This window comes from Brucella pituitosa (assembly GCF_965577835.1).
Taxonomy (GTDB): domain Bacteria; phylum Pseudomonadota; class Alphaproteobacteria; order Rhizobiales; family Rhizobiaceae; genus Brucella; species Brucella pituitosa.
Genome location: NZ_OZ264092.1, coordinates 1,071,172 through 1,084,489 on the forward strand (window position 1 = coordinate 1,071,172; position 13,318 = coordinate 1,084,489).

The window sequence follows — 13,318 nt, forward strand, 5'->3', positions numbered from 1 at the left end:
GCATCCTGAAAAGTGTGAAGCGGTTTTCAAATAAGATGCGCCTTAAAAATGGGAGGAAACTATACATGCCAGATGCCAAAGCCCGCAAAACCGCTATCATCACCGGTTCCAATTCAGGTATAGGACTTGGCATCGCCCGTGCCCTGGCAGCTTCCGGGCACGATCTTGTGATCAATTCCTTCACAGACCGCGACGAAGATCACAATCTTGCAACGAAGATCGCCGAAAAACATGGCGTCAGCGCGATTTATATTGCGGCGGATATGTCGAAAGCCGACGAGTGTCGCACCTTAATCACAAAAAGTGTGGACGCCTTTGGCAGCGCGGACATCGTCGTCAACAATGCCGGTATCCAGCATGTAGCACCTGTCGAGGAATTTCCGACCGAGCAATGGGACCGGATCATCGCTATCAATCTGACCTCAGCGTTCCACACATCCGCCGCTGCCATCCCGCACATGAGAAAAGCTGGCTGGGGCCGGATCATCAACATCGCATCGGCCCATGGACTTGTCGCCTCGCCGTTCAAGTCGGCCTATGTCGCAGCCAAGCACGGTATTGTCGGCTTCACAAAAACACTGGCACTCGAACTTGCCCTTGCCAAGATTACGGCCAACGCCATCTGCCCCGGCTATGTGCTGACCCCGCTTGTCGAAGCGCAGATTCCCGATCAGATGAAAGCCCATAACATGGACCGCGAAACAGTGATCCGCGAAGTCATGCTCGATAAACAGCCGACGAAGGAATTTGTAACCACCGAGCAGATCGGTGCGCTTGCGGCCTTCCTTGCAACGGATGCCGCAGCGCAGATTAACGGCGCCGCCCTGCCTGTCGAGGGCGGCTGGACCGCTGAATAACATCGAGCGATAACCGCTCGATGCATTTTTTCCATCGCATTATCCTACGCAAAACCGCTTCGCACTTTTGGCTCAAATGCTTGTTAGTGCGAGCTATCCGCATATTTCGCCAGTCCTGAGAAAGCGAGAACAACCAGCAGCAGGACAGGCAGTGTCAGAAACACCACGCTGAAACCGCTATGCTTGGCGACAAATCCGATCAGCGAAGGGGCGACCAGCATACCGGAATAGCCCATAGTCGTGGCAATCGACAGGCCAACACTTGGGTTGATACCCGGTATGTTGCCACCGATGGAAAAGGCAATCGGCACCATGTTTGAGATGCCGATGCCGCAGATGGCAAAGCCAAAGATCACTGCATAAGGGTGGCTCGACAGGCCGACAATGACCATACCGACAATGGCAATCGACGTGCAGAAACGCAGCGTGTTGATGGCACCGAAACGGTCACGCACAATGTCGCCTGCAAAGCGCATGATCGCCATGGTCATGGAGAAGGCCGCGAAGCCAAAACCGGCAACCGTTACCGATGCACCCATTTCATCGCGCAGATAATAGGCACCCCAATCAAGTATCGCGCCTTCCGGGATCATCGAAAAAAGAGCAATGATACCCACCAGCCATGGCAGAGCATTGCGTGGCAAAACCAGCTTCTGTTTTTCACCACTCGGATGATGGAACTTGTCGGCAATGATCGACGGCCAGGCGCAGGCGAGCAATCCTGCGGCCACAATCGTTGCGATCAGTGCATGAACAGTTGAACCAACATGTGCAATCAGAAAGCCACCGGTCGCAGCACCAATCAGGCCGCCAAGGCTCCAGAATGCGTGACAAGACGACATGATTGCACGGCGCATATGCTTTTCAACACCCACCGCATTGGCGTTCATCGCGACATCCATCGCGCCGATCATGCCACCAAAATAGAACATGACGATCACGGCTGTTACGATATTCGGCACGAGCGCAATAATGAGCAACGCAGGGATAAGACCGATTGCAAACAGCTTGACGACAGCACCGGAGCCGCGATGGGCCGACAATGCACCAGCGACCGGCATCATCGAAAGAGATCCAATACCGAAGACGAGGATCATCAGACCCATGCCACTGGTATCGAGCCCGAGACGCCCCGCAAATTCCGGAATTTTCGGCGCCCAGCCGCCAAAAATATACCCATTCATCAGAAAGAGCAGTGCCACCGCAATGCGCTCCCTGGTTACGATTGGCGCACGGTCATTCAGCGCATCGTTTCGTCCGGCAGTCTGTTCCATGGTTTCCTCGGTCACGGCCTTAAACCGCCCTTACAATACTCATGCCTGATGCCCGATAGGGCGCAAGCACGTCTTCCTTCGCATCATGTTCGACAGCCATAACATTGACCGCCTCAATGGGTATGACATCGTGCGCGGCAACGGTACCAAGCTTGTCGCTGGTGATCGCCAGCACAACCTTGCGGCTGCGCCCGGCAATAACCCGCTTGAATTCCGCATCTTCCAGATGAAGCGCGGTTATACCTGTTTCGGCAGAAAAGCCGCAGACACCGAGCATACAAAGATCAGGGCGCACCAGTTCCGCATCGCGCAAAGCACGCGCGCCGACAGCAGCACTGACACGGCGATCAATAGGACCGCCAATCATGACCACGTCGATTTTGTCCGATTGCAAAACGATAGCAGCAATGGACGGCGTGTTGGTGACGACCGTGATCCCATCTCCCCGATCGGCCAAAAGACGCGCAAGCGCGAGATTGGTCGAGGAAGAGTCAAGAAACACCGTCATATTCGGCTCGATCAGAGCGGCCAGCGTGGCGGCAAGGGCCGTCTTGGCCTCTGGTCTTTCCGTATCGCGCTCCGCAAGTGGCGCATAAGAGGGCGCGGCCTTCAGTGCACCGCCATAAACACGCTTGCAAAGCCCCGCTGCCGCCATCTCACGCAAATCACGGCGGATCGTATCTTCCGAAACTCCAAAAGTATCGGCAAGTTCACTGGCCAGCACGCGGCCGGACTGATCCAGCAGCACCTGTATCCGCGTTTGTCGTTCGTGCAGCAAAAGCTCTGTCATCATTGCCTTTCTATCATCATGCACAAACATGCATGAATAGGTATAAACGTGCATAGCAGATTTTTATGACCGCGCAAGCAAAAGAAAACGCCGCACCCATTCACAGGGCGCGGCGTTTTCAAAATTCCGTAAAAGAAGAGAAATTAATCCCCGAAAACCACCAGCAAATCCTTTGCATCGATCTGTTCGCCAGGGCGCACCAGCACTTCGGCAATCGAGCCGTCGCGTTCAGCACGCAGAGCAGTTTCCATCTTCATGGCTTCAATGGAAAGCAGCACATCGCCGGCCTTCACGTTCTGGCCCTGCGAGACAGCAACCGTTGAAACGACACCCGGCATTGGCGCACCGACATGTTTGTCATTGCCGAGTTCCGCCTTGCGCTTCACACCACCCGACGCACCCTTGGCGCGGTTTGGCACCTTGACGCGGCGTGGCTGACCGTTGAGTTCGAAGAACACCGTGACCATGCCCTTCTCGTCCGTTTCACTCATCGCCTGATTGACAATCACAAGTGTCTTGCCGCGTTCAAGATCAACGAAGACTTCTTCTTCCGGCTTCAAACCATAGAAATAAACCGGCGTTGGCAGAACACTGGTCGGGCCATAATTTTCCTGTGCAGCCGCATAGTCTGTGAAGACTTTCGGATACATGAGGTAGGAAGCAAATTCCTGGTCTGTGATCTCGCGACCAAGCGTTTCCTCAATCGACTTGCGCTCGGCTTCAAGGTCTGCGGCTGGAAGCAGCGAACCGGGACGTACCGTGAAAGGCTTTTCGTCTTTGAGCACTTTCTTCTGCAGCGATGAAGGCCAGCCCGATGGCGGCTGACCAAGATCGCCACGCATCATCGACACAACCGAATCCGGGAATGCAATGTCCTTATCCGGGTTTTCAACATCGGCAACGGTCAGGTCCTGAGAGACCATCATAAGCGCCATGTCGCCCACCACCTTGGAGGATGGCGTCACCTTGACGATATCGCCAAACATGCGGTTCACATCGGCATAGGCCTGCGCCACTTCATGCCAGCGGGTTTCAAGACCCAGCGAACGCGCCTGTTCTTTCAGGTTCGTGAACTGGCCGCCCGGCATTTCATGCAAGTACACTTCCGAAGCCGGTCCCTTAAGATCGCTTTCAAAGGCCGCATACTGATTGCGCACCGCTTCCCAATAGAAGGAAATGCGGCGGATCGTTTCCGTATCAAGACCCGGATCACGTTCCGAACCATGCAGCGCCTCGACAATCGAACCAAGGCAAGGTTGCGATGTATTGCCGGAGAAGGCATCCATTGCCGCATCAACCGCATCCACGCCAGCATCAACCGCTGCAAGCACGGTTGCGGCCGAAATACCCGACGTATCATGCGTGTGGAAATGGATCGGCAGATCGGTTTCCTCACGCAGCGTCTTGAACAACACACGTGCAGCCGCTGGCTTCAACAGGCCCGCCATGTCCTTGACAGCGATGATATGCGCGCCAGCCTTTTCAACCTGCTTGGCCAGATCGACATAATATTTAAGGTCATATTTGGCGCGTTCCGGATTGAGAATATCGCCCGTGTAGCAGATGGCCGCTTCACAGAGCTTGTTCTCTTCCAACACCGCATCCATCGATACGCGCATGTTCTCAACCCAGTTGAGGCTGTCGAACACGCGGAACAGGTCCATGCCACCACGCGCTGCTTCACGCACGAAATACTTCACCACATTGTCCGGGTAGGACTTGTAGCCAACACCATTCGCACCGCGCAGCAACATTTGCAGCAGGATGTTCGGCGCGCCTTCGCGCACCATTGCCAGACGCTCCCACGGATCTTCGGTGAGGAAGCGCATCGACACGTCAAAGGTCGCACCGCCCCAGCATTCCAGCGAGAACAGGTTCGGCAGCGCCTGCGCATAGGCATTTGCCACACGCGCAATATCATAGGTGCGCACGCGCGTTGCCAGCAATGACTGATGACCGTCACGCATGGTCGTGTCAGTCATGAGAACGCGCTTTTCATTGCGCATCCATTCGGCAAACTTCTGCGGCCCAAGCTTGTCGAGCAACTGCTTGGTGCCGTCCACTACCGGACGATCGCCAAACCACGGCACCACCGGCTTGGCAGCATCCCGCGATGGCTCGGCGCGGCCCTTGGTTTCTGGATGACCATTGACCGTGACATCAGCCACATAGGTTAGAAGCTTGGTCGCGCGATCCTGACGCCTCATATGCGTGAAAAGCTCAGGCGTCGTGTCGATAAAGCGCGTCGTATAATCATTCGACTGGAAACGCGGATGATTGATGATTGCCTCAACGAAGGTGAGGTTCGTCGCAACACCACGAATACGGAATTCGCGCAATGCACGGTCCATACGGCGGATCGCTTCAATCGGCGTCGAACCGGACGCCGTGACCTTCACCAGCAACGGATCATAATAGCGCGTGATGACCGCGCCCGAATAGGCCGTGCCGCCATCAAGACGAATGCCGAAACCCGATGCCGAGCGATAAGCCTGAATACGCCCATAATCGGGAACGAAGTTCTGCTCAGGGTCTTCCGTTGTGATACGGCACTGCAGCGCATGACCGTTGAGGCGAATATCTTTCTGCTCCGGCACGCCCGATTCTGGTGTGCCAATGGCGTAGCCTTCCAGAATATGTATCTGCGCTTTGACAATATCGATGCCCGTCACTTCTTCGGTGACAGTATGCTCGACCTGAATGCGCGGGTTCACTTCGATAAAGTAGAAGGCACCCGTATCGGCATCCATCAGGAATTCAACCGTACCCGCACCGATATAATCAGTTGCATGAGCGATCTTCAGACCATAGCTGGCCAGTTCCTGACGCTGCGCATCATTGAGGTAAGGTGCAGGCGCGCGCTCAACAACTTTCTGATTGCGGCGCTGGATCGAGCAATCGCGCTCATAAAGATGAACTGCATTGCCATGCGTATCGCCCAGAATCTGCACTTCGACGTGACGCGCACGTTCGACGAGCTTTTCGAGATAGACTTCATCCTTGCCGAAAGCCGCCTTTGCCTCGCGCTTAGCTTCACCGACTTCGCGATCAAGATCTTCCTCGGCACGGATCGCACGCATACCGCGACCGCCGCCACCCCAACTGGCTTTCAGCATCAGCGGATAGCCGATTTTGGCGGCGAGCTTCTTCACTTCCTCAATATCGTCCGGAAGCGGATCGGTTGCGGGCACCACCGGTACACCAATCTCAATGGCGAGATTACGCGCAGCAACCTTGTTACCAAGGCGGCGCATGGTTTCCGGCTTCGGGCCAATGAAGATAATGCCGTTCTCGGCGCAAGCATCCGCAAACTCAGGGCTTTCCGATAACAGGCCATAACCCGGATGAATGGCATCCGCGCCCGAAAGCTTGGCAACGCGGATCACTTCGTCAATGGAAAGATAGCTTTCAATCGGGCCTAAATCACGAGCGAGATGTGGACCTCTGCCAACCTGATAGCTCTCATCCGCTTTAAAACGATGCAGTGAAAGTTTGTCTTCCTCAGCCCATATCGCAACCGTTTTTATGCCAAGCTCATTGGCTGCACGGAACACGCGGATGGCAATCTCTGAACGATTGGCGACCAGTATTTTACGTATGGACAAGGCAGGTCTCCCAGGCTGCAATGAAGAATGTGCCTTTGCTTAACCCGCAAAATGGGCAAGCGCAAACAAACTGTGCAATCTGGAGATAAAAACAAAATGCCCGACCAAAAGTCGGGCATTTTGCCGAAATTTAAAGCAAATTATGCTAATATATGAGGCATTCTGCACAATGTTACTGAAGAAATAGTACATTCAGCTCGTTGAACATTGTTCAGACCCCACATCGGGCCAGTGAGTCTGCCTCGATCAGCCTTACTTCTTCTGGAAGTAGTTATACTTGCCGTCATCACCCTTGCGCCATTCGAACATAACGTAAGGCGAAAGGCTCGGATCGCCCTTTGCATCATAAGATACATCGCCAAGCACGGTCTTGAACGGACCCTTGCTCTTCATGGCTTCGGCAACCGACTGCGGATCGTTGTTTCCGGCAGCATTGGCTGCATCCACCAGCGACTGGACACCTGCGTAAGCATAGAAGGTGTAAGCTTCTGGTTCAAATCCCTTGTCGCGGAATGCCTTGATCAGATCAGCATTGGCTGCGTCATCGCGTGGGTCCGGGCCAAACGTATTCAGAACGCCCGAAACAGCGTCGCCAGCAATGGAAGCCAGCTCGTTCGATACGATGCCGTCACCAGAAATGAACTGAGCCTTCAGCCCCTGATCAGCCATCTGACGGATGATCAGACCCGCTTCCGGGTGCATACCACCCCAATAAACAGCAGTGATGCCTGAGGCCTTCATCTTGGAAATCAGCGCCGAGAAATCCTTGTCGCCCTGATTGATGCCTTCGTAGAGTGTCTCTTCCTTGCCATTGGCATTGAGAGACTTCTTCGTTTCATCGGCAAGGCCCTGACCATAAGGCGTCTTGTCATGCAGGATCGCGACTTTGCCATCCTTGTAATTGTCAGCAATGTACTTGCCTGCCACGATACCCTGCTGGTCATCTCGACGGCAGGTACGGAAGGTGTTCCACAATTCGCGTTCAGTATAAGTCGGGTTGGTGGTGCCCGGCGCAATCATCAGCACGCCGTTTTCTGCATAAATATCCGATGTCGGAATGCTGACGCCCGAATTGAAATGACCGATTACGAACTGAACGCCATCGCCGACGAACTTGTTTGCAACCGAAATCCCCTGACGCGGATCAGCAGCATCGTCGCCATAAACGATCGTAATCTGCTCACCATTCATGCCGCCCTTGGCATTGGCTTCTGCGACGGCTGCTTCAACGCCGCGCTTGATCTGGTCGCCATAAGCCGCCTGACCGCCCGTCAATGGTGCACCAACACCCAGCTGCACATCAGCAAAAGAGGCTCCACCCATCGCAACCAAAGCGGAAAGGCACACACCACAGAATAAGGATTTCTTCATTTCAGTTACTCCCATTAAACCACGATCTCCGGACTGAATTCCGGAGCCGCCAATTCCACTGGAAGAGAATTTTTATATCCGTGCGAGAAACAGGCTTAATGCTATGGACCACGAAATCCACTTAGCCAATATTTCCCGACGCTCTCGCCCTCCTCCAGGGAACGAATTGCCGACCGTGCTTTACGCCAAACAATGTCGTTACAATAGGTAAAATGGCTTTGTCCAGTATTGTCCACCCTCGTTAATATCCAAATTTAATGCTTTTTACGCATGATGTTATGAATATGCTGATTTCTTAAAATAAAAATGCCCGGCATATAGCCGGGCACTTTTCGAGCAGACGTAACAATACAGACAGATGCTTACTGCTGAATGTAATTATATTTCCCGTCAGCACCCTTTTCCCACTTATACATTACGTAACCTGGGAGCTTCGGGTCGCCCTTCTCGTCATAAGAAAGATCGCCAAGCACAGTTGGGAATGGACCTTTTTCTCTCAGAGCCTTGGCAATTTCCTGTGGGTCATTGCTGCCAGCAGCCTTTGCGGCACCTGCCAGCGACTGCACTGCCGCATAGGAATAAAGCGTATAGGCTTCTGGTTCAAAGCCCGCATCGCGGAACTTCTTGACGAGTTCAGCATTTGCCGGGGCGTTGCGTGGGTCTGGGCCAAATGTGTTCAGCGTGCCTTCAACAGCAGGACCTGCGATCGAAGCCAGTTCGTTCGACACAATACCGTCACCCGAGATGAACTGAGCCTTCAGACCCTGATCGGCGAGCTGGCGGATGATGAGACCGGCTTCCGGGTGGAGACCACCCCAGTAAACAACCGTCACACCGGCTTGCTTCATCTTGGCGATAAGAGCGGAGAAGTCCTTTTCGCCGACATTTACGCCTTCATAAAGTGCTTCTTTTGCGCCAAGTTCGTTGAGCTTCTTCTTGGTTTCGTCGGCAAGACCCTGACCATAAGGCGTCTTGTCGTGGATCACAGCAATCTTGGCATCTTTGAAGTTGTCGAAGATATACTGACCGGCAACGATGCCCTGCTGATCGTCACGGCCACAGGTACGGAACGTGTTCCAAAGACCGCGTTCTGTATAGACCGGGTTGGTTGCCGCTGGCGAGATTTCGAGAATACCGTTTTCGGCATAGACTTCAGAAGCCGGGATCGAAACACCGGAGTTGAAGTGACCGATGACGTATTTTACGCCGTCAGCAGCGAACTTGTTGGCGACCGAAATACCCTGCTTCGGATCGGAAACGTCGTCACCGAGCGAGATCGCGATCTTTTCGCCATTGATACCGCCGGCATCGTTGATTTCCTTGACTGCCGCTTCAGCGCCCTTTTGAATCTGAGCACCATAAACAGCATTTGGACCGGTCAGCGGTGCGCCGATGCCCAACAGTACATCTGCCCAAGCCGAGCCACTGAAAGCCATCACTGCTGCAAGAGCAACGCCTGAGAAAAGCGATTTCTTCATTACTTGAACTCCCGATTATAGTTACCCCGAAACGATGTTTTTGCATCGCCTTATTATCTTGCTGATTAGCCAGCAATATCTACGCTGAACCTGTTTTTCAGCGTGATCTTTTTAAAAAAGCTCCGCCGCGTAACGGCGAAGCTTTAAATTATTTTGCCTTCCAGCTGAGAGGCGAGGCTTTTTCATAAAGCCAGTTATACTGGCGCACCATTTGCTTGGTGCGGGTATAACGAAACCCGACCGTGCCGATGATCATCAGCACAATCACATCAACCAGATAATAGTGCAGTGAAAGCAGCGTGCCTTCAAACAAAGCATAGTGGATGAACCGTACGGCTGCCCCCAACGGAATGAGATAGAGCAGCAGCTGCGGATAGGTTCGCCAGGTCTGCGCACAGGCACGGCCAGTCATCCAGGCGGCCCAACCGCCCAGAAGACAGGTGATGAGAAAAAACAGCCAGAATGACGGTTCTTCGTAGAGAATTCCCTGCATGATTTTTCTCCTTAATGCCTTCCGCCTTCGAGATAGGCGGCACGCACTTCCGGGTCAGCCAGCAGTTCGCGGCCAGCGCCGCTCATCGTGATTGATCCATTGACCATAACATAGCCGCGATCAGCGAGCTTCAGCGCACCAAACGCGTTCTGCTCGACGAGGAACACGGTCAAACCCTGTGTACGGTTAAGCTCCTTGATTGCCTCAAAGATCTGCTTGACGATCAGCGGAGCAAGACCAAGCGACGGTTCATCAAGAAGCAGGAGCTTCGGACGCGCCATCAGGGCGCGTGCAATTGCCAGCATCTGTTGCTCGCCACCCGAAAGTGTACCGCCACGCTGTGTGATACGTTCCTTCAGACGCGGAAACAGCTCGAACATCAGCGCAACGTCTTCTTCGAAATATTGCTGATTATCGAGGCTAGCGCCCATCTGAAGATTTTCGAGAACCGTCATGCGCGGGAAAATGCGCCGGCCTTCCGGCGACTGCGCAATACGGAGCTTCGCGATCTCGTGCGGCGGCATCGACGTTATGTCCTTGCCTCCAAAGAGAATGCGACCAGTGCGAGCGCGCGGCGAACCGAAAATGGTCATCATCAGCGTGGACTTGCCAGCGCCGTTAGCACCAATAAGCGCTACGATTTCACCTTCGTTGACCGTCAGGTCAATACCCTTCAGAGCGCGGATATTGCCGTAATAGGTCTCGACCTTTTCGACGGCCAGAAGCGGTTGTTTTGTCTGCATGGTTTCAGCCGTCATCATTCGCTTCCCTTCTTAGGCTTTGCCGGAGCTTTTGTGCCTTTCAGCGCTCGGGCTGCCTTTGCGGGAGAAGTTTTATGGCTTGTCGGAACATCGCCAGCTTCAACACGCGATGAAAACTCGGTGGCCTGACCCGTGGCAAGCTTGCTTGCCTGTCCCACCCAATCCTCACGAGCAATACGACCGTCAAATTCGAGATAGGTTTCGGCCTGAACGATGTCAGCTTCAGCCCAGGCGGCAATCTGATCGAAATGGTAGATGCCGTGCTCGTTAAGCTTCTTCTCGTTGATCGCACCAATGCCCTTGATGAGCGTCAGATTATCAGGCTTTCCATCACGCGCAGCCGCAAGTCCGCCAGCAAAAAGCCGGGGCTCCTCGGCTTTTTCTTCCTCGATTGCCTCTTCCGCAAGCTGGGCTGCGATAAAATCAGCCGGATCAGCAATACCTGGCTTATCCGCTTCTTCAATCAGTTCAGCAATCTCGTCATCATCCACGCCGAGATAAGCGGCAATGACGCGCGGATCGTTCCTGACGTCCTCGGGCGAGCCGTCGGAAATCTTCGTGCCGTATTCGAGCACGATCACGTGGTCGGAAATTTCCATAACCACCGACATGTCGTGTTCGATCAGCAGGATCGACGTGCCCGTTTCCTTGCGAATATCTAACAGAAGCTTGTTGAGTTCTGCTGATTCACGCGGATTAAGACCAGCAGCCGGTTCATCAAGGCAGAGAATTTCCGGCTCGGTGCACATGGCACGCGCAATTTCCAGACGGCGCTGATCACCATAAGGCAGATCGCCAGCCGGATCGTCCGCACGGTCGATAAGGTTGATCTTCTCAAGCCAGTCGCGGGCTTTTTGAATCGCATCCTTTGCGGCCTTCCGGTAGGTTGGAAAGCCGAGAAGACCAAGGATCGTGTAGCCCGACGAGCGCATCAGCGTGTTGTGCTGTGCAACAAGCAGGTTTTCGAGAACAGTCAAACCTGAGAACAGGCGAATATTCTGGAACGTACGCGCAACCCGCGCATCCTGCGTGATCTTGAAATCCGGCAGACGCTCCAGAAGGAATTTTTCACCTGTAGCCCGGTGCATCGTCAGCATACCGCCAGTCGGCTTGTAGAAGCCGGTGATGCAGTTGAAGACTGTTGTCTTGCCCGCACCGTTCGGACCGATGATCGCAGTAATGTCCCCGCGCTTCACATCGAAGCTCAGATCGTTGATCGCGATGAGACCACCAAAGCGCATCGACAGATGCTCAACTGTAAGAATGGTCTCTTTCGAACCATTGCCAGCCATAATTTTTGTCTCCGCCATCAGCCGTGCCCTTCCTTGGTAAAGGCACCCGACACCATCTTCTTCTCATTGAGAAACGCACTTGGTTCCCGACTTCCGACAAATCCGCGTGGCTTCCAGACCATGACCACCACCATAGCCAGACCGAAGATCAGCATGCGGTAGAGTTCAGGCGTGAAGTTTGGACCGAAGATGGCCTTCAGGAAGCCCATCTCGCGCAAGATTTCCGTGCCACCGATCATCGCAATCGCAGCAATGGCAATCCCGACAAGCGATCCCATACCACCCAGAACGACGATGGCGAGAATAACAGCGGATTCAAGGAAGACGAAGGATTCGGGGCTTACGAACCCCTGACGAGCAGCAAAGAAGGAACCGGCAAAACCACCAAACATAGCACCCGTCGCAAAGGCGGTGAGCTTGGTCGTGGTGGTATTGATACCGAGCGAACGGCAGGCAATTTCATCTTCACGCAGTGCTTCCCATGCACGACCGACCGGCATGCGACGAAGACGGATCGTGACCAGAGCCGTTATCAGCGCAAGGATGAGGATCACGTAATAGAGGAAGAATTTATAGTGAGCAGCAGAGAAGGCGAGACCGAAATAGGCGGCGAAGCCATCCTTGCTGGCATTGAATGGCAGACCGAAGAAGGTTGCCTTGGCAATACCTGAAATACCAAACGTTCCTCTGGTGAGGTCCGTCCAGTTTATCAGCACAAGGCGGATGATTTCGCCGAATGCAAGCGTCACGATAGCGAGATAATCTCCGCGCAGACGTAAGACCGGAAAACCGAGGATCACGCCCCATGTTGCCGCCAGAATGCCTGCAATCGGCAACAGCATCCAGAAGGACAGGCCAAAATACGAAGAAAGAATCGCGTAGGAATAAGCGCCCACGGCATAGAAGGCGACATACCCCAGATCGAGAAGGCCAGCGAGGCCGACCACAATATTAAGACCCCATGCGAGCATCACATAGATCAGGATCTGAACGCCGAAATTGTCGACCCATTTAAGCGAACCCTGCCAGCCAAGCATACTGACGATCAGGATCGGGTAGACGAAAAGAAAAACAACGCCAATTTGCGAAAAATGCTTGCGAAAGAAAGACGGGCTTTCGGCAGCGACCGTCGGTCGGCTCGCCTTCGCAAACTTGCGTGCCTCAAGCCAAGGCTGCAAGAAGGCTATAAAGCCAAAACGCCCGAAAGCAGCCATTGCAACGAGGATCGCAAGTGCTCCCCAGCGCTGTTGCAGCACCAGCTCATTGTTAATGTTCTGGTCGGTCTTGAAACCAACGATCAGAATGAAAAGCCCCAATGCCACAAGACCGGCAATGAACCCTTCACGAATGGCCCGGGCAAAAAGAGAATCCGGGCGTGAACCTGTTTGTACGGCCAT

Annotated in this window: 10 protein-coding genes; 1 reads left to right on the forward strand and 9 read right to left on the reverse strand. The window is 53.9% G+C overall.

Translation table 11 applies throughout. The features are described 5' to 3' along the window. Positions 1-65: 65 nt before the first annotated feature. Complete coding sequence (locus tag ACSME1_RS05205; protein WP_105706869.1) at positions 66-857, forward strand: 3-hydroxybutyrate dehydrogenase; 792 nt, start codon at positions 66-68, stop codon at positions 855-857. Between the two features lie 83 nt (positions 858-940). Here the strand turns inward: ACSME1_RS05205 and ACSME1_RS05210 are convergent, their stop codons facing one another. From ACSME1_RS05210 to livM, 9 genes are all read right to left on the reverse strand, one after another. Continuing rightward, positions 941-2,131, reverse strand: a complete 1,191-nt coding sequence (locus tag ACSME1_RS05210) for an MFS transporter (RefSeq protein WP_105706871.1) — start codon at positions 2,129-2,131, stop codon at positions 941-943. A gap of 19 nt (positions 2,132-2,150) precedes the next feature. Then, on the reverse strand, positions 2,151-2,924 hold the full coding sequence (locus ACSME1_RS05215; protein WP_105706923.1) for a DeoR/GlpR family DNA-binding transcription regulator: 774 nt from the start codon (positions 2,922-2,924) through the stop codon (positions 2,151-2,153). A gap of 140 nt (positions 2,925-3,064) precedes the next feature. Beyond that, a complete protein-coding gene (gene pyc / locus ACSME1_RS05220) occupies positions 3,065-6,526 on the reverse strand; it encodes a pyruvate carboxylase (protein WP_024895783.1) in 3,462 nt (1,153 codons plus the stop codon). A 252-nt stretch (positions 6,527-6,778) separates the two neighbouring features. Next, positions 6,779-7,897, reverse strand: coding sequence for a branched-chain amino acid ABC transporter substrate-binding protein (locus ACSME1_RS05225; protein ID WP_024895784.1), 1,119 nt, complete (start codon positions 7,895-7,897; stop codon positions 6,779-6,781). Positions 7,898-8,259: 362 nt separating this feature from the next. Continuing rightward, positions 8,260-9,375, reverse strand: a complete 1,116-nt coding sequence (locus ACSME1_RS05230) for a branched-chain amino acid ABC transporter substrate-binding protein (protein ID WP_024895785.1) — start codon at positions 9,373-9,375, stop codon at positions 8,260-8,262. A gap of 148 nt (positions 9,376-9,523) precedes the next feature. Continuing rightward, positions 9,524-9,868 carry a DUF6867 family protein gene (locus ACSME1_RS05235; RefSeq protein ID WP_024895786.1) on the reverse strand — a complete coding sequence of 115 codons (345 nt, stop codon included), beginning with the start codon at positions 9,866-9,868 and terminating at the stop codon, positions 9,524-9,526. An 11-nt stretch (positions 9,869-9,879) separates the two neighbouring features. Next, the gene (locus tag ACSME1_RS05240) at positions 9,880-10,626 is read right to left on the reverse strand and encodes an ABC transporter ATP-binding protein (protein ID WP_024895787.1); all 747 of its coding nucleotides are present in this window, start codon (positions 10,624-10,626) and stop codon (positions 9,880-9,882) included. Beyond that, complete coding sequence (locus tag ACSME1_RS05245; RefSeq protein ID WP_024895788.1) at positions 10,626-11,921, reverse strand: ATP-binding cassette domain-containing protein; 1,296 nt, start codon at positions 11,919-11,921, stop codon at positions 10,626-10,628. The genes ACSME1_RS05240 and ACSME1_RS05245 overlap by 1 nt, the downstream gene beginning before the upstream one ends. Before the next feature lie 17 nt (positions 11,922-11,938). Then, positions 11,939-13,318, reverse strand: a complete 1,380-nt coding sequence (livM, locus tag ACSME1_RS05250; RefSeq protein ID WP_024895789.1) for a high-affinity branched-chain amino acid ABC transporter permease LivM — start codon at positions 13,316-13,318, stop codon at positions 11,939-11,941.

Coding starts and splice junctions, on each gene's coding strand:
- ACSME1_RS05205 (WP_105706869.1), top strand. CDS start 66: ATGCCAGATGCCAAAGCCCGCAAAACCGCTATCATCACCGGTTCCAAT.
- ACSME1_RS05210 (WP_105706871.1), bottom strand. CDS start 2,131: ATGGAACAGACTGCCGGACGAAACGATGCGCTGAATGACCGTGCGCCA.
- ACSME1_RS05215 (WP_105706923.1), bottom strand. CDS start 2,924: ATGATGACAGAGCTTTTGCTGCACGAACGACAAACGCGGATACAGGTG.
- ACSME1_RS05225 (WP_024895784.1), bottom strand. CDS start 7,897: ATGAAGAAATCCTTATTCTGTGGTGTGTGCCTTTCCGCTTTGGTTGCG.
- ACSME1_RS05230 (WP_024895785.1), bottom strand. CDS start 9,375: ATGAAGAAATCGCTTTTCTCAGGCGTTGCTCTTGCAGCAGTGATGGCT.
- ACSME1_RS05235 (WP_024895786.1), bottom strand. CDS start 9,868: ATGCAGGGAATTCTCTACGAAGAACCGTCATTCTGGCTGTTTTTTCTC.
- ACSME1_RS05240 (WP_024895787.1), bottom strand. CDS start 10,626: ATGACGGCTGAAACCATGCAGACAAAACAACCGCTTCTGGCCGTCGAA.
- ACSME1_RS05245 (WP_024895788.1), bottom strand. CDS start 11,921: ATGGCTGGCAATGGTTCGAAAGAGACCATTCTTACAGTTGAGCATCTG.
- livM (WP_024895789.1), bottom strand. CDS start 13,318: ATGGCCGTACAAACAGGTTCACGCCCGGATTCTCTTTTTGCCCGGGCC.